Source organism: Clostridium sp. CTA-5, assembly GCF_054768135.1.
This window is the reverse complement of record NZ_BAAAAT010000005.1, coordinates 222,740-247,687: the sequence shown is the minus strand read 5'-3', so window position 1 is coordinate 247,687 and position 24,948 is coordinate 222,740. Positions and strand designations below refer to the sequence as shown.

Below are 24,948 nucleotides of genomic sequence, written 5' to 3'. Positions count from 1 at the left end.
GGAGGTGTTTTCTAGTGGCAAGAAGATGCGAAATTTGTGATAAAGGTGTTGTATCTGGTGTACAATTCAGCCATTCACATCGTCAATCAAAGAGAACTTGGGCTCCTAACATAAAGAAAGTAAAGGCTTTAGTTAACGGAACACCAAAAACTGTTCATGTATGTACAAGATGCCTTAGATCTGGTAAGGTTCAAAGAGCAATATAGTTCAAATAAAAAATGCAATTGTTATCCCAATTGCATTTTTTATTTTTCTTATTTTTAGAGTTATATGTATACTCTATTTATTTTTTCTAAAGAATTTTATTATACTTGAAAAAAATCTAGGTAATTTAAATGCTACAATCTTCATTCTAGTCCTCCTGAAAATTAATATATAAATACTCTTAATATATTAATATTCATAAATGATAAAAATGTTCCTGTTTTTATCATTTTATATAAAAATAAATTCAATAAATACAGATTGAAATACTATTTCTATTATTATCTTAAAGTAAAAAAAGTATACTTAAGACATCTCTAAATAAATAACTAATTTAAATTACAAAATTATTTTTTCTTTTATAAAAATTTAATCAAAAGAATGTAATATTAATAATTCTCCTTCTTTATACTCAACCTCAATTGGAGTATCTATAAATTCATTACATATTGCCCTTGGCGCGAGCAATGGTACATCACATTCTAACAAGTTATACTTAGCGCCTTTTATTTTTAAAGACTTCACTTCATCAGATAAAGCATGAAAAGATATGTTTTCTCCATATTTTCCAAACAGCGTTATCTTTTTATCACCTAAATACATTCTGTTATTATTGTCTATAATTTCAAGATATACACCTTTCTTTTTTGCATTTAAAAGTAATCCTATATTCCCTAGTGTATGATCTAACCTCGTACCTGTTGCTCCAAATAAATATATTTTATCTCCACCTCTTTTTATTGACTCTAAAAGTGCAATTTCTGTATCAGTAAAGTCTTTTTCTGGTGGATATTGTATAACTTCATTTACTTTATTTTCAAGTTCTTTTAAAACTTCTTTTTTCATTGAATCAAAATCTCCAAGAAGCACATTCGGAGTAATTCCATAATTTAAAAGACACTCTCCACCTTTATCTGCTGCTATAATAAAATCTTTATCTTTAATATAATTCTCTAAAAGCTCTTTAGATGGGGGATTGCCTCCACTTACAATTATTACTCTCATTTTGTTAGTTACCCCCTTAAGGCATTTATGTTCTCTTCTATATTACCACTATTGAATACTGCTGAACCAGCTACTATTACATTGGCTCCTGCTTCAATTACTGATTTTACATTAGAAGAATCAACTCCTCCATCTACCTGTATTAATAATGATGGATTTAATGTCTTACTTAATTCCTTTACTTCTTTAATTTTTTCTAAAGCATATGGAATAAACTTTTGACCCCCAAATCCAGGATTTACAGACATTATTAAAACCATATCTAATTGAGGTATTAAATCTTTTAATACTATTGTTGGTGTTCCAGGATTTAATGAAACAGCCGCTTTTTTTCCTTTTGATTTAATATATTGAATTGTTCTATCAATGTGTTTATCTGCCTCATAATGCACAGTTATAATGTCTGCTCCTGCTGCTATAAATTCATCTATATATTTTGATGGATTTTCTATCATTAAATGCACATCAAAAACTTTTTTAGTTTTATTTCTTATAGCTTTTATAACTGGAAAACCAAACGATATATTAGGTACAAAAGACCCATCCATAACATCTATATGAATAAAATCTGCTCCTGCTTTATCTATTCTTGCTATATCCTCTCCTAATTTTGAAAAATCTGCTGATAATATTGATGGTGCTACTTTTACCATTTATTTTTTTCCCCCTCTATTATTTCTTCTAATGTTCTTATATAAAATTCATACCTGTATTTATTGATTTTACCTTCTTCTACATCTTTTTTTATTGCACATTGAGGTTCTTTATTATGCAAACAACCCCTATATTTACAACTTTCATTATGTTCTTCAAATTCTGGGAAACAGTATTTCAACTCCTCTTTACTCATAAGTTCCTTTACCTCTAAAGTTGAAAAACCTGGTGTATCAACAATATACCCATCTGCAACCTCTATTAATTCGCTGTGCCTTGTTGTATGCTTACCTCTTCCTATTTTTTCACTAACAGTTCCTGTTTGCATATGTTCTTTAGATGTAAGTTTATTAATTAAAGTAGATTTTCCTGCACCTGATGGACCACATAAAACTGTTATATTTCCATTAATTCTATCTTTAAGAAGCTCTATACCTAGTCCTTCTTTAGCATTTATGTATAACACTTCATATCCTATATCATTAATTTTATTCTTAATTTCTTCTCTTTCTTCTTCTGATACTAAATCCACCTTATTTAAACAAACTATAGCTTCAATATTATTATACTCACATAAAACCAAAAACCTATTTAATAAGTCGAAATTTATATCAGGATTTTTAATTGCAAATACCACAAATGCTAATGATATGTTAGCAACAGCTGGTCTAACTAATTTAGAAGTTCTTTCACTAATCTCTTCAATAACACCTTTACCATTTTCAAGTTTTATAATAACGTTATCTCCAACCATTGGTTTAATATCTTTATGTCTAAATTTCCCTCTTGCTTTACATTCTATTAATTTATCACCAACTTTTACATAGTAAAATCCAGCTATTCCTTTTATTATTTTTCCCTTCATACATTCCTCCATAATTAAATTTTTCTTATTACTATAATAAACAAAATTTTATAAATAATTCAACTTTTATAAAAAAGAGAGGTTGGTTTTACCCCTTGCCTCTCTATTATTATTAATGTGGTTTATTGTTAGTCATTTTTCCTGGACCTTGAGTTGGTACATCTTGGTTTTCTGCTTGATCTTCAGATATTGGAGGGGTAGTACCTGGTTTATTATTATTGTTATTATTACCAGGTGTTGTTCCTCCAGGTGTATTTGTTCCAGGTGTATTTGTTCCAGGTGTCTCTTGTGGTGGAGTAATTGGTTCTGGTTTAGGTTCTGGTTTTACATATTTACCAACAGTAATTGTAACTGTACTCCATTGTTTTACATTACCACCTTCATTAGATTGTGATAATACTTTACCATTATTAGACTCATCATCTGTTTCTTTTTCTACAATTGAAACTTTTAATTTTGCATTTTCAAGTTTAACTTTTGCTTCATCCAAAGTTAATCCTGTAACACTAGGAACAGTTGAATATTTCACCTCTGATCCCTTACTTATAACTACCGAAACCTTTGTAGATGTAGTTATCTCTGTATCTTTACTTGGATTTTGACTTATTATTTGTCCTTTTGGAATATCATTACTATATTCTTCTGTAGTATTATCTATCTTTAAGCCAAGTGATTCTAAAATCTTTTTAGCTGTATCTAAATCATCTTCTCTTAAATCAGGCATTTTAACCTTAGTTTCACCCGAACTTACAATAACTCTAACTTTACTTTTCACCTTTACTTTAGTTCCTTCTTTAGGATCTATTTTTATGATTGTTCCTTCTGGTTGATCACTTTTTTCAGTTCCAGCATCTACTAAAACTAAATCCATACCTTCAAGTTTAGTTTTTGCTTCATCTAATGTACTACCTACAATATTAGGAACTTCTACCTCTTTATTCGCACCTGCTGAACTAAATAATGTAAATAATCCCATACACAATAATATTAGAAGTACTACGCCTCCTATTGCCATTCCAATTTTCATAATATTTTTCTTATTAATTTTTTTTGATTTTGGTTCATCATCATCTTCATAATCATCATCATAATAGTAATCATCATCTTCTTCATAATCACTATTATTTAAATTAGATTGTTTTGACATTTCTTCTGTTACTGCTGACATTATTATTGTATGTTCGTTATCTGCAACACTATCTATTATAGCATTAGGATTTTCTTTTATCTTTTCAAGATCTAATATTACTTCTTTAGCAGTTTGATACCTTTTATTAGGATCTTTTTCCATACATTTTAATATTAACTTATTTAAACTGTCTGGTATTTTTGAATTAAGATTTTTAGGTGGTATAACACTTTCTTGTAAATGCTTTAATGCAATAGTTACAGCAGTATCTGCTTGGAATGGTAGAACACCTGTAACCATTTCATATAATACAACTCCTAGTGAATATAAATCCGTTCTATAATCTATAAAGCTTCCTTTGGCTTGTTCTGGAGAAAGATAATGAGCTGATCCCATTATAGTGCTAGTATTAGTAATAGTTGATGAGGAGGTTGATTTAGCTATTCCAAAATCAGTTACTTTAATTGTACCATTTTCAGCAACTAAAATATTTTGTGGTTTAACATCCCTATGAATTATTTTGTTCCTATGCGCACAATCTAATGCTTTCGCTATTTGTATAGCTGTTACTATAGCTTTTTCATAATTCATTTTACCAAATTTATTTATGATATCTTTTAATGTTTTACCATCAACTAACTCCATAACTATATAATTTAAATCATCTTGTGTTCCTACATCTAATATATTTACAATATTGTTATCGGATAAAGTAGCAATTGCAGTAGCTTCTCCTTTAAACTTTTCAACAATATCAGCATTATTACAAAACTCTTTTTTAAGAATTTTAACTGCTACAAATCTATTTAATTTGTTACATCTTGCTTTAAAAACTTCAGACATTCCACCTTCGCCTATTTTTTCAAGCAATTCATATCTATTACCTAATATAATACCCTTCATGTTACATCTCTCCTCCAAACAACAATACGGTTATGTTATCTCTCCCACCTTTTTCTTTCGCCAAATTTACCAATCTATTAGCTGCATTAGTATAATCATTTTCCTCATTAATTATAGACAATATTTCTTCATTTGTTAATTCATTTGTAAGTCCATCTGAACATAAAATATATAAATCATATTCATTGTTTTTTAATGGGAAAATATCTACGTCTACTTTTCTACTAGTTCCTAATGCTCTTGTTATTATATTTTTTTTAGGATGATTTATTGCATCTTCTTCTGTTATACTTCCACTATCTATCAATTCTTGTACTAAAGAATGATCTTTTGTTATCTTTGTGATTTTTCTATCTTTTACTGCTAAGCACGAACTATCTCCTACATTTGCAATATGAATAAAATCTTTAGTTATTAAACAAGCAGTAACTGTAGTCCCCATTCCATTTAGAGTTTCATTAGTCTTTGAGTATTCAAAAATTAATTCATTTGATTTTTGAATTGCCGATTCAATTAATTCTTCTTTAGTTATAGAAAAAAACTTTTCCTCTACATATTTTACAATTTGTTCTGCTGCCATTTTGCTAGCCACTTCACCAGCATTATGTCCACCCATCCCATCTGCAACTACGTATATTTTAAAATCTTCTTTTTCTAAATAAATAGTAAAATCTTCATTTAAAGTTCTTTTTAATCCTACATCACTAACTAAGCCAACCAATTTATTCTCCCCCTATCTTTTGGGTATTTATATAACTACGTCTAAGTTGTCCACAAGCTGCATTAATATCGCTTCCCATTTCTCGCCTTACAGTTACCTCTACTCCTAGGTTTTTTAATACATTTGAAAAATTTTGTATAGATTCTTTAGAAGATCTTTTAAAGAAGCTTTCCTTTATTTCATTAACTGGTATTAAATTAACATGACAAAGTAATCCCTTTAATAATTTACCTAAAGCTTTGGCATCTTCTTTAGTATCATTAATTCCTCTTACTAAGGCATATTCAAAAGTAACTCTTCTATTTGTCTTATTAATAAAATATCTACAAGCTTCTAAAATTTCTTCTATACTATATTTATTAGCTATAGGCATAATTTCTTTTCTTTTTTCATCACTGAATGCATGAAGTGATATTGCTAAAGTAATACTTAAGTTTTTATCTGCAAGTTCATATATTTTAGGAACTATACCACAAGTAGATAATGTTATATGCCTTTGACCTATATTTAATCCATAATCTGCACAAACTAAATCTAAAAATTTCGTAACATTATCATAGTTGTCCAACGGTTCTCCACTTCCCATTAAAACAACATTTGATATTCTTTCTCCAATATAATCCTGTACTACAATTATCTCAGATAAAATTTCCCCAGCTGTTAAATTCCTAACTCTTCCATCAATTGTTGATGCACAGAATTTACATCCCATTCTACAACCTACTTGAGTTGATATACATATAGAATTTCCATGTTTATATCTCATAAGTACACTCTCTATTAAATTTCCATCTGAAAATTTTAATAGAAATTTTTCAGTGCCATCAATATTAGATTTATAGACTTCCTCTATTTTAGGAAAACTAATTTCAAAATTTTCTTCAAGTTTATTAATTAAAGATTTAGATATGTTTTTCATATCCTTAAAATCTTTAATTCCTTTATATATCCATGAAATTATTTGCTTTGCTCTAAAAGAACTTTCATTATTTTCTTTCATCCATAACATAAGTTCTTCTAGAGTGTAATCTAATAAATTTCTCATTTATTCACCTACTATGTTATTGCTTTTCTAATTTTGCAACAAAGAATCCATCCATATTTTCATTAGGCATTATAGTTAATGAACCATCCCTATTATAAACTAAATTATCTTGCTTACCTATGAAAATTTTCTTTATTTTGCAATCTTTATTAGCATTTAAAAACCACTCTATATTTTCCTCATTTTCTTCTTTATTAAGAGTACAAGTTGAATATATCATGATTCCACCTGTTTTTAAATATTCCCATGCATTTTTCATTATCTCTCTTTGAATAGGAATAATTTCTCTTAAATCAGTTCTTTTTTTATTCCATTTTATTTCAGGTTTTTTTCTTATTATACCTATTCCAGAACATGGAACATCTATTAATACTCTATCTGCAGAAGATATAAGTTTAGGATCTAACTTAGTTGCATCCCCTAATTGGACTTTTACATTAGTAACTCCTAGTCTTTCGCAATTTTCTTCTATTAAAGCTAACTTAGAATCATGAACATCAAAAGCTAATACTTCTCCTGTATTCTCCATTATTTCTGATATATGAGTTGTTTTTCCTCCTGGTGCACTACATAAATCTAAAACTCTCATATTTTGTTCTAATTCAAGTAATGGTGCAACTAACATAGCACTTTCATCTTGTACTGTAATTTTACCATCTTTAAATAAAGGATTTTCTTGAATTGAACTTCCACCCTTAATAGAAATAGCTTCAGGACAAACAAAACCTTCCTCAATACAATATCCCATTTCATCTAATTCATCATAAACATCATCATAATTACATTTAATGTCATTCACTCTAACACTAATTTTAGGCGTTTGATTCAGTCCTGCTAATATTCTTTTTCCTACTTCTTCTCCATATTGTTTAATTAAAAGTCTTATCATCCAAGGTTCAAATGAAAATTTATATGCATATTCATCAATTTTATTACCTTCAACTTTAATATCATCTGGATTTTTAGTATAGTTTCTAAGTATACCATTTACAAGTTTAGATGCATCTTCAGATATATTTTTCGCATCATCAACAGCTTCATTACAAGCTGCATAACTTGGTATCTTATCTAAGAATGCCATTTGATATATTGCTACTCTTAATATATTTAAAACATCATTATCCATTATTTTAATATCTTTTACAAAATTGGAAATAATTATATCAAGTGTTTTCTTTCTTCTTAAAACTCCATATACTATTTCTGTTAATAATGCTTTATCCTTTTCAGATAAATCTGAATTACTTAATTCTTTTGAAATAACTATATTTGAATACGCTCCTTCATTTATAACTCTTTTTAATATTTTTACTGCTAAATTTCTACAATTCATATACTACCTCTTTTACTTAATCTCTATTACTAATTGCAATAAGTCTAATTAATTGTGATATTGACATTAATGCGGCTGCAACATAAGTCATAGCTGCTGCATCCAAAACTTTTGTTGCTCCATTAACTTCATCATTATATAAAATATTTCTGGATTTTAATATATTTAACGCTCTACTTGATGCATTAAATTCAACAGGTAATGTAATTAATTGAAAAATTACAGCTCCTGAAAATAATACTATTCCTAAAGTCACTAAACCTTTAAATCCCATTAATATCCCTATAAAAAATAAAATCCATGAAGCACTTGAACTAATATTAACAACTGGTACAATTGAATTTCTTACTACTAAAGGCTTATATGCCTCTTTATGTTGCATCGCATGCCCTACTTCATGTGCTGCAATACCAGCTGACGCTATTGTTTGACCTGAATAAACTTCTGGTGATAATCTTAAAACTCTACTTGAAGGATCATAATGATCTCCTAATTTAGAATTTATAACTTCTATTGAAATATCCCAAAGACCTGCTTCATCTAACATCATCCTGGCTACCTGTTGACCAGTATAACCATTCATTGTTCTTACTTTACTATACTTGTTATAGGCAGAATTAACCTTATTTTGTGCCCAAAAAGCAATTATTATTGCAGGAAGTAATATTATCATTGTAGGATCAAAATAAAACATAATTTTTCCCTCCTATATTCCTAAAATAATACCCTTTTCTATACTATTACCATTTATGTATTGTGCTATAGTAAGTGGCTTACCATTAGGGAATTGTACTTTTTCTATAAGAATTACTTTTTCTTTACAAGCAACCTTTATTCCATCTTTTGTTACATCAACTATAGTTCCTGGAACTTTGGCTGTTTGCTCTTCTAAAACCTTTGTTTTATATATTTTCATTCTTTCACCCTTATATTGTGTATAAGCAATTGGCCAAGGGCTTAAACCTCTTACAAGATTATGAATATCTTTTGCACTTTCTGACCAATTTATATTGGCTAATTCCTTATCAAGCATCTTTGCATAAAAAGTTTTATCATTTTGCTTTATAGGATTTATTTCACCTTTATAAAGTCCTTCCATAGTTTTAATTAAAAGATTTGCTCCTCTTATCATTAAAATATCATGTAATTCTCCACTTGTCATGTCATTACTTATTTCAACTTCATCTTTAAGAAGCATATCTCCTGTATCTAAACCTACATCCATCAGCATAGTAGTATTTCCTGACATTTTTTCACCTTTTATTATAGCCCAATTTAGTGGTGCTGCACCCCTATACATAGGAAGAAGTGATGCATGTAGATTTATGCAACCATATTTCGGTATATCCAATACCTCTTTTGTTAAAATTTGTCCAAATGCAACTACAATGATAAAGTCTGGATTTATTTCTTTTAATTTATTAATTAATTCTCTATCTTCTTTAAGCTTTATAGGCTGATAGATTGGAATATCATATTTTAATGCTTCTTCCTTTACAGCCGAATAAGCCATTTTCTTACCTCTACCTTTTGGCTTATCTGGTTGAGTTATTACAGCTTTAACATCATATGTTTCTATTATCTTTTTCAACGATGGAACTGCAAAATCTGGTGTTCCCATAAATACTACTTTCATTTATTATGGCCTCCTATTTTCTTTTGGCTCTATCTACAAATAGAGTTCCATTTAAATGATCATACTCATGACATATAGCTCTTGCTAAAAGGTCTTCAGCTTCTATTTCGAACTCTTCGCCTTTTTCATTTAATGCTCTAGCTCTAACAAATTTAGGTCTTTTTACTGGTGCTGTTTCACCTGGTAAACTTAAACAGCCTTCTTCATCTACTTGTATTCCTTCTGTTTCTAATATTTCAGGATTTACAAATACCAAAGGACCTTCTCCAATATCTATAACAAATAATCTTTTTAGTATTCCTACTTGTGGTGCAGCTAAACCAACACCATCTGCATCATACATTGTTTCAAACATATCTTTAATTAAAGTTACTAGTCTATCATCAATATTTTCAACTTCTCTACATTTCTTTCTTAAGATTGGATCTCCAAATTTTCTTACATTTCTTAATGCCATTTTAATTGTTCCCCCTAAGTCATATTATTTGGGTTTATATCGATACTAACCCTTATTTCATTATATACACTCTTATTTAATAGATAAAGTGTCTCTTTTACTTTTTTGTTAAAATTATCAGTTAAATTTCCTTTTATAAGTATTTGCCAACGATATTTTTCCTTTAATTTGGTAATTACGCATGGTACTGGGCCTAATAACGTTAAATCTTTCTCGTTTATTAATTTTTCCAATTCTTCTCCTAAATTATACATAAAGTTCTTTAATTTTTCTTCAAACCTACTAGAAGCATTAATTAAAAGTATTTTTCCAAAAGGTGGATTATTCATAACTTTTCGCAAAGTTAACTCTTCTTTAAATAAAGATTCATAATCTTCTTCTTTCGCATATTTTATACTATAATGCTCTGGATTATAAGTTTGAACTATAACTTTCCCTTCTTTTTCTCCTCTTCCTGCTCTTCCTGCAACTTGAGTAATTATTTGAAATGTTCTTTCTCCAGATCTATAATCAGGAATGTTTATTGAAATGTCAGCCGCTAATACTCCAACCAAAGTAACATTAGGGAAATCTAAACCTTTAGCAATCATTTGAGTCCCTACTAAAATATCACCCTCACCTTTTTTAAATGAGTTATAAATAGATTCATGTGAATTTTTATGTCTTGTTGTATCCACATCCATTCTCAACACCTTAGCTTTAGGAAAATATTTTTTAACTTCTAATTCAACTCTTTCAGTTCCAGCTCCAAAAAATTTGACATATTTACTTTTACATTTAGGACACACCTTAGCAACCTTTTCCGCTCTACCACAATAATGACATATTAAATATCCATTTTTGTGGTAAGTCATAGAAACATCACATTCTGGACATTTAAACACATAACCACAACTTCTGCATGAAACAAAAGTAGATAATCCTCTTCTATTTAAAAATAAGATTATTTGATTCTTATCCTTTAAATTCATATCAATAGCATTGTAAAGTTTTCTACTAAATAAAGAAAGATTGTTAGCCTTTAATTCTTCTCTCATATCTATTATATCAAATTTAGGCATTTTTCTCATATTAACTCTTTTAGTCATCTCTATTAATGTATATTCACCTTTTAATGCTTTATAATAACTTTCAACACTTGGAGTAGCTGAACCTAAGACTAATTTACACTTTTTCATTTGACTTATAAACTCTGCTACTTCAATTGTATGATATTTAGGATTTTGTTCAGACTTATAACTTGATTCATGTTCTTCATCTATTATTATTAATCCTAAATCATTCATTGGTAAGAAAAGTGCACTTCTTGCACCAATAACAAGCTTAGCTTTTCCTTGCTTAATTCTATACCATTCATCAAACCTTTCCCCATCAGAAAGTCTACTATGGAAAAGTGCAATATTACTACCAAATCGACCTTTAAACCTTTCAATCATTTGAGGTGTTAAAGATATTTCTGGAACTAAAACTATACAACTTTTGCCTTTTTTTAAAGTTTCATTTACTAAGTTCATATAAACTTCCGTTTTTCCAGAACCTGTAACTCCCTTTATTAAATATTTTAAATTATCTCCATTCAAAATTGTATTTAATGCATGTGTTTGTTCATCATTTAATACTTTTGATATATCTTTATCATAATTACGGACATTATATCTAAATACTACTTTTTCTTCACATTTTAAGAAACCATTCTTTATTAAATTATTTAAAGAATAAAGTGAAAACCCTTTTTCTTTAGTTAATTCAGTTTTGGTAAAGATACCTTCATTTAAAGATATAAAATTATAAAGATTTATATAATTTTCTTTTTTAAATTTTTCTTCATTTAACGGTTTTTCTGTAAATATCACTATCTTTTTCTTATTTTTAGATCCCTTCATAATTCCAACTGGAATTAATAATCTTATAGCATCAATAAATTTACAAAGATATTTTTCTCTTAAAAACTTAATAAGTTCAATATCGCTATTAGTTAAAATAGCTTTATCATCAGAACAACTTATAATATTTTTAACTCTATATTTTAAATCTACTTCTTCTGTTAAAATTGAAAATACAAAACCATCAATGATCCTATTACCTCTTCCAAATGGTACCTTAACTCTAAATCCAATATTAACTTTATCAAAAAGTTCATCAGGAATTTTATAGGTAAAAGGTCTATCAACCTCGTTTGCATCACTATTTATAATTATTTCAGCATAAATGCCCATATAAATTCACCCTTTTTCAAGATGCATTTGATTTAAGCCACACAAAATAAAATAATAGCACTAGGATAAGTTGTATATTCTATGTCAGACAAGAAAACAAGTTCATGTTAATAGCCAATCTTTTAGCTAAATTTGCTGATACAGTATGACATAAAATATACGAACATACTGGTCCATTATTTTTTGAATGTGCCTAATATAAGAAGAAAGCGCAAATTTAGCGCTTTCCAACAATAATATCAAATAAATTTCTAGCAACTTCAGTCTTACTCATCTTATCTAATTTAATTTCTTTACCTTCTTTAGATAAAATAACAACTTTATTATCCTCTGAGCCAAAGCCAGTATCATTGCTTGTTATATCATTTGCCACAATATAATCTAAATTTTTCTTTAAAAGTTTCTTTTGTGCATTTTCTTTTAAATTTTGACTTTCTGCTGCAAAACCAATTAAAATTTGCTTACTTTTTTTATTTCCTAATTCCATTAAAATATCACTATCTCTAGTGAAAGTTAACTCTAGGTCTCCTTCAGCTTTCTTTATCTTTTGTGTGCTATATTTTTTAATTTTATAATCAGCTACTGCTGCTGATTTTATTATGATATCGGAATCTCCAAAATATTTATTTATCTCGTCTTTCATTTCACTATTAGTTGAAATTTTAACAAGATTAATATTTTGAGGTATGTCTAATGTTGTAGGTCCAGATATTAATGTAACATCAGCACCTCTATCTCTAGCTTCTTTAGCTATTGCATATCCCATTTTACCAGTAGATTTATTAGTAATAAACCTAACTGGATCTATTGGTGATACAGTAGGCCCCGCTGTAACTAACACTTTTTTTCCTAGTAAATCTTTATTTACAAACTCTGACATTACTTTGTCAACTATTATTTCTGGACTTTCAAGTTTACCTTTACCAATATCACCACAAGCAAGTCTTCCAGATGCTGGTTCTATAAACTCATATCCTAAACTCTTAAGTTTTTCTATATTTTCTTGAAGTATAGGATTATTGTACATATTTGTATTCATAGCAGGTGCAAAAATAACCTTTGCTTTAGTAGCCATTATAGTTGTAGAGAGCATATCATCAGCTATACCATTCGCTACTTTTCCAATTATATTTGCAGTAGCTGGTGCTACTAAAAAAATATCTGCTTTTTCTGCTAAACTTATATGCTGAATTTCCCAAGCTTTCGGTTCAGAAAACATATCATAAGTTACCATATTTTGACTAAGTGATTGAAAAGAAAGCGGTGTAACAAATTCAGTAGCTGATTTTGTCATTATTACTCTAACTTCAACGTCTTTTTTTCTAAGCAAACTTACTATCTCAAGAGCTTTATAAACCGCAATTCCTCCACTTACTCCTAATACAACACATTTTTTCATTTTTCTTAAATTCCTTCTTCCGAATTTGCATATTTAACTGCATCTTCATTTACTTCATTTATTGCGATTGTTAAAGGTTTATTGGAATCAACATTAACTAAAGGTTCTGCACCTTCAATTATTTCTCTAGCTCTCTTTGAAGTTAAAATAACTAAAGAATATCTGTCCTCCACCTTTGTTAATAAGTCTACTATTGATGGATTAATCATAGAGTTGTTCATGTATTAAGTCCTCCTTTGAATCTAATATACTGTGTTTTAATCTATCTACTCTACATTTTTCAGCTAATATTATAGCTTCTAATTTTGAAACTGCAACATCAACTTCATCATTTACTACTGCATAATTATACTTAGAAACAAAATTTATTTCTTTATATGCAGATTTAAATCTCTTCATAAGAGATTCTGGAGTTTCACTTCCTCTTTTTATAATTCTTTGCTTTAATTCTTCCATAGATGGAGGAAGAATAAATACAAATACTCCTTCTTCAGTGTTTTCTTTTACTTTTAGTGCTCCTTGTATATCTATTTCTAAAATAACATCCTTACCACTTTCTAATATTTCTTCAACATTAGATTTAGGAGTTCCATAGTAATTTCCATAGACTTCTGCACTTTCTAAAAAATCATTTTCTTCAATTCTTCTTAAGAATTCTTCTTTAGATAAAAAATGATAATTAATACCATCTATTTCTCCATTTCTTGGAGATCGTGTAGTTGCAGAAACAGATAAAGATAAATTATCATTATTTTTAATTAATTCCTTACATATTGTACCTTTTCCCGCACCTGATGGTCCTGATATAACAATCAATAAGCCTCTCTTTTTTTTATTCATTATTCATCAACCTCATCAACAACATCTTCTTTAGTAGCTAATCTATGTGCTACAGTTTCTGGTTGAACTGCTGATAAAATAACATGATCACTATCTGTTATTATTACTGCTCTTGTTCTTCTTCCATAGGTCGCATCTATTAACATTCCTCTGTCTCTTGCTTCTTGTATTATTCTTTTAATTGGTGCTGATTCTGGGCTTACAATAGCAACTAATCTATTAGCAGAAACTATATTACCAAAACCTATGTTTATTAATTTTATTCCCATTTTTTTCCTCCTAATTACTCTATATTTTGAACCTGTTCTCTTATTTTTTCAATTATGTTTTTTATATTTATAACTTTATTAGTCATATCTATATCTGTAGATTTTGATCCTATTGTATTAACTTCTCTATTCATTTCTTGAATTATAAAATCTAATTTTCTACCAACTGGTTCCTCTAAATTTAAAGTTTGTCTAACTTGGCTTAAATGACTTCTAAGTCTTACAATTTCTTCATCAACCGCTGCTTTATCAGATAAAATTGCTACTTCTTGTGCTATTCTAGATTCATCTACCTCTACACCTATCAACATATCTTTTAATCTTTCTTCAAGCTTTTGTTTATAAGTCTTAGGAATCTGATCTGCTATCTCTTCAATTTCTTCAACATATACTTCTATAATATTTAATTTTTTTAAAATATCACCTTTTAATTTTTCTCCTTCTTTTAATCTCATTTCTTCCATTAAATCAAGTGAATTTTCTATTAAAGGTCTTATTTCATTTAAAATATCATCTAAATTTTCTTCTTTTTCAACTAAAGTAATAACTTCAGGTAATGACGTTATTTTAGTAGTAGTTATATCATCAACCAAATTTAATTCTTGTTGTACTTTTCTTAAACAATCATAATACTTTTGAGCTAACTCACTATTTAAGATTGGTTCAGCATTTCCTTTAGAATAGTTTTTATAATTAATAAAAACATCTACTTTACCTCTATTTAATCTCTCATTAATTACACTTCTAATTTTCTCTTCTAGTGCTAACATAGATTTAGGCATTCTAATATTTATGTCCAAATATCTATGATTAACACTTTTCATTTCAACTGAAAAACATAATTCTTTACCCTCTTGGCTTTGAGCCCTTCCAAAACTGGTCATACTCCTTGTCATATATCACACCTCCTCTTAGAATTTCATTACATAACTAGCATATGTAAAATTCTATAATTCATAAATAACTATTGAGCGTTCATGAATAGTTCTTTCTAGATTCCATATAAGAATTAAATATCAAGCAATATTTAACGAAGTTTACTTCTTAATCGAATACAATCTCCAATTAATACTAAGAATTCTGCTTATATCCTGTAAATATAATAATTAATTATATATTTTTAGTCAATTATTTATTCACATTTTGTTCATATTTATTTTATAAAATTATAAAAGGTACAGAATTTAGCAATAAACTAAATTCTGTACCTTATTTTATCATTATTTCTTTATAAGAAAAATAATTTTAATAAAAATATTATTGCTAAAATTACCATAACTAAAGATACTTTTTTCTTCTCTTCTTTATTTTTAGCAAAGAATATATTATAAATTACATTTATAAACACATATGATAATACTCCCATAATCAATCCATCACCAATACTATATGTAAGCGGCATTAAAGCAATTGTTATAAAAGCTGGAAGACCTTCTGTTATTTCATTAAAATCTATATTTTTAACTGAGCCAAGCATTAAATATCCAACATAAATCAAAGCAGGCGCAGTTGCACATGATGGAATTGCTATAAATATTGGTGAAAAGAACATCGCAATTAAAAATAATATTCCAACCGTAATTGCTGTCCAACCTGTTCTACCACCTTCTTCAACACCTGTTGAACTTTCAACATAAACTGTTATAGCTGAAACACCAAGACAAGCTCCTACTGTAGTACCAACTGCATCTGCAAGTAGTGCTCTACCTGCGTTAGGTACATTTCCTTCTTTATCTAACATTCCAGCTCTTGAACTAACTCCAACTAGTGTTCCAACACTATCAAAAAAATCTACAAATAGAAAAGTAAATACTACAGTACCAAAAACCATTATATTATCCGGATTTAATAAATAGTTAAAGTTTATCTTCCCTGCAACTGGCGCAATATTTTCAAATTTAAATATCCCACTTGGTAAATATATACCAAGTTCTGCTGCTGTAGTTGGATTTATCAGTGCATATCCCCATGCTAATAAAGTACTAACTAAAATACCAATTAACATAGAACCTTTTATTCCTTTTTTATCAAAAACTGCAATAATTATTATACCAATACAAGTAATCAAAACTGTTGGAAGAGTAAAATTTCCTAAAGTTAAAAAAGTAGCATCACTTTTTATTACTAGCTTACTTCCTGTAAAACCTATAAATGCAATAAATAACCCAATTCCTGCTGTAACTGCATATTTCATATTCATTGGAATGGCATTTACAACCCATTCACGTATTTTACATAATGACATTAAAATAAATAAAATACCTTCTACAAATACTGCTGTTAAAGCTATTTCCCATGGAATACCTTTTCCTAAAACTACCGAAAAAGCGAAATATGCATTTAATCCCATACCTGATGCTAATGCAAAAGGTAAATTAGCGAACATCCCCATAAGTATTGTTGTAAATGCTGCTGATAAACACGTTGCTGTTACAAGAGCACCTCTATCCATTCCAGTTTGTCCTAATATATTAGGATTTACAGCTATTATGTACGACATTGTTAAAAATGTTGTAATACCTGCTATTATCTCTCTTTTAAAATCAACTTTTTCATTTGAAAATATCTCCAATATTCTTTTTGGTTTTTTTTCTTGTTGCATTTTTCTTCCTCCTAATTCATAGAACTAAAAAAGTCACCAGGATTTCTATAACAGATAACCCATAGCGACTTAAATTTAATAAAAATTAATACAGCCATACTCATAGTCAGATTATTTACGGCATCTGGTAGATACTTGTGAACCATATTATCACAATTATATGAGCTATCTCATCACGAATATTATTATATATTTTAATCCGAACGTTGTCAATTAATTTTCATATATTCTATGCATTTTTGCTTATTTTTACGAATATTACCTTTCTATTTCAAGAGTTTTATTCAGCTTTTCAATTTCATAAACACCATATTCGAACATTTTTCTTATTTGTTGTATATTAAATCCGTAATTTATAGCTATCAATAACTTAATCCTAGCTTTTTGACCAGTTAATACATCTCCAAATATAGCACCATATCCTCTTATGTTTTTTCCGCCACCTTCATATCCATATGATTCAAACACTCTTCCTTCAAAACATCTAGATACAATTATCACCGGAATATTTTTTTCTATTGCTCTTTTAATTCCTAACGCCATTAAAGGTGGTACATTACCTCTTCCTAATGCTTCTATAACTATACCAGAATATCCACTATCTATTGCAAAATCTATAAAATCAGACTTCATTCCAGCAACACATTTAATTAATGCAACATCTTTTTTAACATTATTAATTTTAATATGTATAGATTCTGGACTATTTCTATAAAAAATAACTTTATTATTGTCTACAATTCCTATTGGTCCAAAATTAGGTGTACTAAAAGCATTTAAAGCCATAGAATTTTCTTTTGTAACTTCTTTCGCACTATGTAATTCTCCATTAAAACAAACCAGCACTCCTCTATTTTTTGCTGCTTCTGAAATAGCAGTACATATAGATGTAGCTAAATTAAACGGTCCATCATATCCTAATTCATCACTACTTCTCATAGCACCTGTAACCACAACTGGTTTATCAGTTTTTAAAGTTAAATCTAAAAAATAAGCTGTTTCCTCTAAAGTATCAGTTCCATGTGTTAAAACAACTCCATTTATATCTTCTCTATCTAATAAATCCTGTACTAGTTTTGATAATTTCAACATTAATTCTGGTGTCATATGAGGTGATGGTAAATTAGAAAAAGTATAATTTTCTATTTGAGCATATTCGGGAATCCCCGTAACCATTGCCATTATATCCTCTCCACTCAAACTTGGAACTGCTGCTTTAATTTTTTCATCTACCTTCATTGAAATAGTTCCACCGTTAAATACCACTGCTACTTTCTTCATTATTATTCCTCCAAATTTAATTTATATTCCAATATTTTATAATTCCTTTTAAAAAAATCATCAAGACAACTATAACCTCATATTTTTTATTCATTTGCCTATTTATTCATATATAGGAAATTTATTACAAGTAAATATATTTTATTTTTTAGGTTATATATACACTTTTCTAAACTATATTTTTGTATAACTTGTCTACAGATTTAATTTTTATATAACTTATCTAAAGAATAAAAATACTCTTGGTAATCCAAGAGTATAAAAATTATTTTTGGCAGGTCGGCGTATCCTGCATCTCTGTTTACTAAATAATATAGCGTATGAGGAGCCTTTTCTCACCTCAAAAATTAATTTTATTTATAAATTTTAATAGTCTATTTTAATACATCATTACAACTTATCAAACGTCCACTATTTAATCTAGCATTTATTTTTGATTGTGTGATAGGATACATAGTTGCTACGTATATATATTGTTCTTCTTCATCAACTTCTAAACCTAAAAGAAGACTATTGTCAACTTTTTTTATTAATTCTAAAGATCCACTTTCTCCTCTTAATTTATCTAAACCAATATAATCAGGATTTTTAATTATTTCTTCCATAGTTTCTATTATATTGTGTTTAACCTTTTTTGTGAGTTGTTTTCCATGTTTTTTTATTATATGATTTATAACTCCTGGAGAGGCATAAACAGTGGATGGAAATTCAAATTTCACAAGTTTAGTTATTGAGAGTTTTAATTTCCCAACTTTTCTGTAGGCTTTATATACTCTTCTCATGATATCCCTCATTTATATCCTTTCTTTTATTATATAATATTAAAACATTATTTACTATGTATTTATTAAAAATATTTCTTATCTTAACTGTTTAATTTATGTATATATTTATTTTTTAAAATTATTATTTAAAATTAAAATGGAGTTTAAAAGTATACTCTTAAACTCCACTAATTATTACCTATTATTTATTAAAGTATTATACAAATTAATCCACCATTACCTTCATTAATAATCTTTTGAAGTGTTTTTTGAATTTTAACTTGTACATCTTCAGGCATTTTATATAATTTATTTTGGAGTCCTTCTTTAACAAGAACTTCTAATGATTTACCAAACATATTACTTTGCCACAATAATGCTGGATCAGTTTCAAATTGTTCAAGCAATCCTTTAACAAGTTCTTCAGATTCTTTTTCTGAACCCATTATAGGACTTATCTCTGTTTTTATATCACATTTTATAAAGTGCAAACTTGGTGCACTAGCTTTAAGTTTTACCCCATACTTATTTCCTTGTTTTACTATTTCTGGTTCTTCAAATTTCATTTCAGCTAGTTGTGGTGCTACTAATCCATATCCTGTTTCTTTAACATCTTCTAATGCATCTTTAACTTTATCATACTCCATTTTTGCATGAGTCAAATCTTTAATTATACCTAGAAGGTCACTTTCTGAATTAACTTCTAAATCACAGATTTCACTAAGTACTTTATAGAATATTCCATCTTTAGGCTTCATAAGTATATCAGCTGTTCCGTCTCCTAAATCAATCTCTTTTATTGAAGCTACTCCAATAAATTCTTTTTCTCCAAAACTATCTAGTATAAACTTAATGTCTCTTACTTTTGAAACATCATTACTCATATCCATAATTATGTTGAAAAAGTCTTTTTTTAACCAATGATTCCCATCTAATTTTTCTAACCATTCCGGAATATTTATATTAATTTCTTTTATTGGGAATTCTTTAAGTACATGCTCAAATAAATTTTCAATATCTTCTTCATTCATGTTGTATATATCCATAATTTTAACTGAAACATTATATTTTTCTTCTAATTCTTTTTTTAAAACTTTAGTTTCTTGAGAATTTGGTCTATTTGTATTAAGAACAACAACAAATGGTTTATTTAATGATTGAAGTTCATGAATAACCCTTTCTTCTGCTTCTACATAATCTTCTCTAGGTATTCCTGTAATGCTACCATCTGTTGTAATTACTAGGCCTATGGTTGAATGATCACTTATAACCTTTCTTGTACCAATTTCAGCTGCATCTTCAAAAGGAATTTCATACTCATACCATGGTGTATGTACCATTTTACTTTCTTCCCCTTCCAAGTATCCTAATGCACTCTTTACAATATATCCTACACAATCCACCATTCTTATTTTAAATTTAGTTTCATCTCCCAAATTGATTTCAACTGCTTCATTTGGAACAAATTTAGGTTCTGTTGTATGAATACTTTTCCCTGATCCACTTTGTGGTAATTCATCTTTTGCTCTCTCTTTTTTATAAGTATTATCAATCTTTGGTATAACCATAAGGTCCATAAACTTCTTAATAAAAGTAGATTTTCCTGTTCTTACAGGTCCAACTACTCCTACATATATGTCCCCTTGAGTTCTTTCAGCTATATCTTTGTATATGTTAAAGCTGTCCACACGATTCCCTCCTTATTCTTTTTACCAATATATATATATTCTGGTAAGATAAAAAATATACAACTTATAAAAAATAATAATAAATTTTTATTACACCTTGAGTAATCATTCACATAATGTATAAAAAACTTAATATTAAAAATTACTTTTTAAAAATAATTAAACTTTAAAATAAAAAGTCCCAAAAAGACCTTCTACCAATATTTATGGTTTGAAATTTCTTTTTAGGACTAAATATTAAAATATTTCATTTTTTTTATCTCTAAGCATAAGTTCTTTAACCCCTTGCTTAGGGTCTTTAGAATCAAATAAAACTTTATATAACATATCCGTTATAGGCATTGATATATTTATTTTTTCTTTTAATTCATAAAAGGCTTTACATGCCTTTATACCTTCTACTACCATTCCAATGTTTTCAAGTACTTTATCAACTGGCATACCTTCTCCTATTAGTAATCCTGCTCTTCTGTTTCTCGAATGCATAGAGGTACAGGTTACTATTAAATCTCCCATACCAGTTAAACCATAAAAAGTTTCTTCTTTTCCACCAAGTTCTATTCCAACTCTTGCAATTTCTTTCATTCCGCGTGTCATTAAAGCAGCCTTAGTATTATCTCCATATCCTATACCATCTAAAACACCTGCTGCTAATGCAATTATATTCTTTACTGCACCACCAACTTCTACACCTATTATGTCATCATTAGTATAAACTCTTAAAAAAGGTGACATAAATAAATTTTGAACGTCATCTGCATATTTCATAACTTTTGATGTTGCAACCAAAGTAGTTGGAAGTTCTAATGCTACTTCTTCAGCATGACTAGGTCCAGATAAAACCACCACTGGGTTATCTAACTCTTCATTAATCACAACGGATAATCTTTTATTACTATTTTCTTCAATACCTTTAGCAATTGAGATTATTGGTATATTATTTGGTATCTTACCTTTTAATCTTTTTGAAACACTTCTTATAACATGAGAAGGTACTGCTAAAACTATATATTCTGCACCATTAACAGTTGCTTCTATATCATTAAATGCCGTGACTCCACTAGGGATTTTTAAATTTTTAATATATTTATTGTTTTTTCTATTTCTATTTATATCATTAACAACATTTATATCTCTATCATATATACTTACAATATTTTTTTCTTTAGCAAGTAATACTCCTAATGCAGTTCCAAAACTACCTCCACCTATAAAAGCAACTTTCTTCATAACTATTCCTTTCTTTGTCTATATTCTATTTGTATACCTGTTCCTTTAAAATCAAAACTATTTCTTAATTGATTTTCTAAATATCTTTCATAAGAGAAATGTCTAGCTGTAACGTCATTAACAAAAAATACAAACTTAGGCGGCTTTGTTGCCACTTGTGTTGCATAGTATATCTTTAATCTCTTAATTCCAACCACTGGTGGTTCTTTCATAAGAACAGCTTTACTTATAACATCATTTAATATTCCTGTTGAAACTCTTTTATTATAATTATCATAGCATTTTTTAGCTACTTCTAATACTTTATGAGTTCTTTGTCCTGTTAATGCTGAAATAAATAAATATTCAGCATATGATAAGAATTTTAAATTACCTTGTAAATCTTTTTTAAATTTCTCCATTGTCTTATCATCTTTATCTATAAGATCCCACTTATTAACAATAATCATTATAGCTTTATTTAACTCATGAGCATAACCAATTATCTTTTCATCTTGTTCTGTTACACCTTCTTGTGCATCAATCATAAGTATACAAACATCTGCTCTTTCTATTGATGCATAAGTTCTTATAACACTATATTTTTCTATTTCTTCTTTAACCTTGCTTTTTCTTCTAAGCCCAGCTGTATCTATTAAGATGAATTTACCTTGCTCTGTATCTAAATAACTATCTATTGCATCTCTTGTAGTTCCAGCTATATCAGAAACAATAAGTCTTTCTTCTCCTAATAACTTATTAATTAAAGATGATTTTCCCACATTAGGTTTACCAATCATAGCAATTCTAACATATTCATCATCTTCATTCTCTGCTGCTACTCTATCAAAATGTTCAACCACTCTATCAAGCATATCTCCAAGTCCTAATGCTTGAGATGCTGAAATTGTTATTGGATCACCAATTCCTAAATTATAAAATTCCCAACTATTTTCTTCATATTTTAATGAATCAATTTTATTTACAACTAATACTACTGGTTTTTTACTTTTTCTTAACATATTAGCAACTTCTTGATCTGCAGCAGTTAGACCTTCTTTACCATCAACTATAAAAACTATTACGTCAGCTGTTTCAATAGCTATATTAGCTTGCCTTCTCATTTGTTTTACAATAATATCATCATTTTCTGGCTCTATTCCACCTGTATCAATCATTGTAAAGTTATAATTTAGCCATTCAGCTTCAGCATAAACTCTATCTCTTGTTACACCTGGTGTATCTTGTACAATTGAAATTCTTTTTCCTGCTAATTTATTAAATAATGTTGATTTTCCTACATTAGGTCTTCCTACTATAGCAACTATTGGTTTTCCCATTTAAATCTCCTCCTTATACTCGTTGAGTATTTCAATTAAATCTTCTCCTGTGTAATCCGTAACTATTACTTTAACATCTAAAGCTTCTTCAATATCTCTTATTTTAATATCATCTAACATAATTTTTTCACTTGAATCAGCTAATTCATATCCTCTTCTAAACATGTTATCAGACATCAATAAATATTTACTATTTATTTTTCCTTTTAATTGTTCTATTATATCTGTACCTGTTAAAAGTCCAGTTACTGTTATTGTTTTTCCAAAAAAATTATTTACTATTTTATATACATCCAATTTAAGATTAGGACTCTTTTTTAAAATCTTATCTCTAGCTTCTAAAAGTTGATCATATGCTAAAGCTCCTGTAGCAATAGAAAAACTTCCTTTAATATTTTCATCTAAATTTTCTATAGTTTCATCTATTACGTCTTTAAAGTATCTTACAATTCCAACCCCATCTTCTATCTGTTCATATCCGCCATAAAATTCTTCATTTGGAATTTCCTTTCCGGAAACTATGTAAAATTCATCAGATAATCTAACAAAAGGTTCATTAATCTCTTTTATGTATTTATCTTGAAGTTTTTTTATCATTTCAATTTCTTGAGCTGCCTGTTCAGGAGTAAATGTTTTTACATGAGCAAGCTTTTCTCTAAATTTAGTTATTCCAATCGGAACAACTGCTACACTTGAAACTGATGGATGAAGATTATATAAATCTTCAATTGTTTTTACAAGTTCTTCACCATTATTTATTTCTGGTATGCACACTATTTGAGCATTAATTTGTATTCCTGCTTGTGCTAGTCTTGTAAGTCTATCTAAGATGTTTCCAGCGAACCTATTATTTAACATTTTAACTCTAAGTTCTGGATTAGTTGTATGTACAGAAACATTTATAGGACTTATATGATATTTAATTATTCTATCAATATCTTCTTCTTTCATATTTGTTAAGGTAACAAAATTTCCTTGAAGAAATGATAATCTAGAATCATCATCTTTAAAATATAAGGTGTCTCTCATTCCTTTTGGTAATTGATCTATAAAGCAAAAAATGCATTTATTACTGCAACTTTTAGCTTTATCCATTATTCCGCCACCAAATTCTATCCCTAAATCTTCCCCATAATCTTTTTCAACTTCTATTTCCCAAATTTCCCCATTATTTTTTTCAATTTCTAGAAGTAATTCATCATCTGCTGCTAAGAATTTATAATCTATAATATCTTCTATTTTATTTTCATTAATAGATATTAAACTGTCATTTACTTCTATACCCACTTCTTCTGCAATACTACCTATTTCTACTTTTGTTATAATATTTTTCATCTTTTCACTCCTAATTATAACATTGCTATCTTTGTTATATTACATTAATACTA

24 protein-coding genes and 1 riboswitch are annotated in these 24,948 nt (G+C 28.2%); of the genes, 1 reads left to right on the top strand and 23 read right to left on the bottom strand.

The genetic code is table 11. The features are described from left to right. Positions 1-14 precede the first annotated feature (14 nt). On the top strand, positions 15-206 hold the full coding sequence (rpmB, locus tag ACYUET_RS11810) for a 50S ribosomal protein L28 (protein ID WP_090090232.1): 192 nt from the start codon (positions 15-17) through the stop codon (positions 204-206). 367 nt (positions 207-573) lie between these two features. Here the strand turns inward: rpmB and ACYUET_RS11805 are convergent, their stop codons facing one another. The 23 genes from ACYUET_RS11805 to ACYUET_RS11695 form a co-directional block, all read right to left on the bottom strand. Further along, the gene (locus ACYUET_RS11805; RefSeq protein ID WP_460279845.1) at positions 574-1,209 is read right to left on the bottom strand and encodes a thiamine diphosphokinase; all 636 of its coding nucleotides are present in this window, start codon (positions 1,207-1,209) and stop codon (positions 574-576) included. An 8-nt stretch (positions 1,210-1,217) separates the two neighbouring features. Beyond that, positions 1,218-1,862, bottom strand: coding sequence for a ribulose-phosphate 3-epimerase (gene rpe, locus ACYUET_RS11800; RefSeq protein WP_460279844.1), 645 nt, complete (start codon positions 1,860-1,862; stop codon positions 1,218-1,220). After that, positions 1,856-2,728, bottom strand: a complete 873-nt coding sequence (rsgA, locus tag ACYUET_RS11795; RefSeq protein WP_460279843.1) for a ribosome small subunit-dependent GTPase A — start codon at positions 2,726-2,728, stop codon at positions 1,856-1,858. The genes rpe and rsgA overlap by 7 nt, the downstream gene beginning before the upstream one ends. Positions 2,729-2,840: 112 nt before the next feature. Continuing rightward, positions 2,841-4,760, bottom strand: a complete 1,920-nt coding sequence (pknB, locus tag ACYUET_RS11790) for a Stk1 family PASTA domain-containing Ser/Thr kinase (RefSeq protein ID WP_460279841.1) — start codon at positions 4,758-4,760, stop codon at positions 2,841-2,843. Position 4,761: 1 nt separating this feature from the next. Beyond that, positions 4,762-5,481: a Stp1/IreP family PP2C-type Ser/Thr phosphatase gene (locus ACYUET_RS11785; protein ID WP_460279839.1), complete on the bottom strand. Its 720-nt coding sequence runs from the start codon at positions 5,479-5,481 to the stop codon at positions 4,762-4,764. A gap of 1 nt (position 5,482) precedes the next feature. After that, positions 5,483-6,526: a dual-specificity RNA methyltransferase RlmN gene (gene rlmN / locus ACYUET_RS11780; RefSeq protein ID WP_460279837.1), complete on the bottom strand. Its 1,044-nt coding sequence runs from the start codon at positions 6,524-6,526 to the stop codon at positions 5,483-5,485. 16 nt (positions 6,527-6,542) lie between these two features. Then, complete coding sequence (gene rsmB / locus ACYUET_RS11775; RefSeq protein WP_460279835.1) at positions 6,543-7,859, bottom strand: 16S rRNA (cytosine(967)-C(5))-methyltransferase RsmB; 1,317 nt, start codon at positions 7,857-7,859, stop codon at positions 6,543-6,545. Between the two features lie 16 nt (positions 7,860-7,875). Next, complete coding sequence (locus tag ACYUET_RS11770) at positions 7,876-8,553, bottom strand: zinc metallopeptidase (RefSeq protein WP_460279833.1); 678 nt, start codon at positions 8,551-8,553, stop codon at positions 7,876-7,878. Positions 8,554-8,565: 12 nt separating this feature from the next. After that, entirely contained in the window at positions 8,566-9,495 is a 930-nt protein-coding gene (gene fmt, locus ACYUET_RS11765) for a methionyl-tRNA formyltransferase (RefSeq protein WP_460279831.1), read from the bottom strand. A 13-nt stretch (positions 9,496-9,508) separates the two neighbouring features. Then, positions 9,509-9,952: a peptide deformylase gene (gene def / locus ACYUET_RS11760; protein ID WP_460279830.1), complete on the bottom strand. Its 444-nt coding sequence runs from the start codon at positions 9,950-9,952 to the stop codon at positions 9,509-9,511. Between the two features lie 14 nt (positions 9,953-9,966). Continuing rightward, positions 9,967-12,168 carry a primosomal protein N' gene (gene priA, locus ACYUET_RS11755; RefSeq protein ID WP_460279829.1) on the bottom strand — a complete coding sequence of 734 codons (2,202 nt, stop codon included), beginning with the start codon at positions 12,166-12,168 and terminating at the stop codon, positions 9,967-9,969. Positions 12,169-12,385: 217 nt separating this feature from the next. Next, positions 12,386-13,567 (bottom strand): bifunctional phosphopantothenoylcysteine decarboxylase/phosphopantothenate--cysteine ligase CoaBC, encoded by a 1,182-nt coding sequence (gene coaBC / locus ACYUET_RS11750; RefSeq protein WP_460279827.1) that lies wholly within the window; start codon positions 13,565-13,567, stop codon positions 12,386-12,388. 5 nt (positions 13,568-13,572) lie between these two features. Continuing rightward, positions 13,573-13,788 (bottom strand): DNA-directed RNA polymerase subunit omega, encoded by a 216-nt coding sequence (rpoZ, locus tag ACYUET_RS11745; RefSeq protein ID WP_460279826.1) that lies wholly within the window; start codon positions 13,786-13,788, stop codon positions 13,573-13,575. Then, positions 13,769-14,407: a guanylate kinase gene (gmk, locus tag ACYUET_RS11740; RefSeq protein WP_460279824.1), complete on the bottom strand. Its 639-nt coding sequence runs from the start codon at positions 14,405-14,407 to the stop codon at positions 13,769-13,771. Before gmk ends, rpoZ begins: the two co-directional genes overlap by 20 nt. Then, complete coding sequence (remA, locus tag ACYUET_RS11735; protein ID WP_219778856.1) at positions 14,407-14,676, bottom strand: extracellular matrix/biofilm regulator RemA; 270 nt, start codon at positions 14,674-14,676, stop codon at positions 14,407-14,409. Before remA ends, gmk begins: the two co-directional genes overlap by 1 nt. Positions 14,677-14,690: 14 nt before the next feature. Then, a complete protein-coding gene (locus ACYUET_RS11730) occupies positions 14,691-15,572 on the bottom strand; it encodes a YicC/YloC family endoribonuclease (RefSeq protein ID WP_460279822.1) in 882 nt (293 codons plus the stop codon). Positions 15,573-15,904: 332 nt separating this feature from the next. Then, positions 15,905-17,278 (bottom strand): NCS2 family permease, encoded by a 1,374-nt coding sequence (locus ACYUET_RS11725; RefSeq protein WP_460279821.1) that lies wholly within the window; start codon positions 17,276-17,278, stop codon positions 15,905-15,907. Between the two features lie 83 nt (positions 17,279-17,361). Beyond that, positions 17,362-17,462: riboswitch (purine riboswitch) on the bottom strand. Between the two features lie 74 nt (positions 17,463-17,536). Continuing rightward, the gene (locus ACYUET_RS11720; RefSeq protein ID WP_460279819.1) at positions 17,537-18,559 is read right to left on the bottom strand and encodes an asparaginase; all 1,023 of its coding nucleotides are present in this window, start codon (positions 18,557-18,559) and stop codon (positions 17,537-17,539) included. 374 nt (positions 18,560-18,933) lie between these two features. After that, a complete protein-coding gene (locus ACYUET_RS11715) occupies positions 18,934-19,341 on the bottom strand; it encodes a PBECR3 domain-containing polyvalent protein (RefSeq protein ID WP_460279817.1) in 408 nt (135 codons plus the stop codon). A gap of 191 nt (positions 19,342-19,532) precedes the next feature. After that, a complete protein-coding gene (gene spoIVA / locus ACYUET_RS11710) occupies positions 19,533-21,011 on the bottom strand; it encodes a stage IV sporulation protein A (RefSeq protein ID WP_460279816.1) in 1,479 nt (492 codons plus the stop codon). 237 nt (positions 21,012-21,248) lie between these two features. Further along, entirely contained in the window at positions 21,249-22,241 is a 993-nt protein-coding gene (locus tag ACYUET_RS11705) for an NAD(P)H-dependent glycerol-3-phosphate dehydrogenase (protein WP_460279814.1), read from the bottom strand. A 2-nt stretch (positions 22,242-22,243) separates the two neighbouring features. Further along, positions 22,244-23,560: a ribosome biogenesis GTPase Der gene (der, locus tag ACYUET_RS11700; protein WP_460279813.1), complete on the bottom strand. Its 1,317-nt coding sequence runs from the start codon at positions 23,558-23,560 to the stop codon at positions 22,244-22,246. Next, positions 23,561-24,895, bottom strand: coding sequence for a DUF512 domain-containing protein (locus tag ACYUET_RS11695; RefSeq protein WP_460279811.1), 1,335 nt, complete (start codon positions 24,893-24,895; stop codon positions 23,561-23,563). It lies immediately after the preceding gene. Positions 24,896-24,948 lie beyond the last annotated feature (53 nt).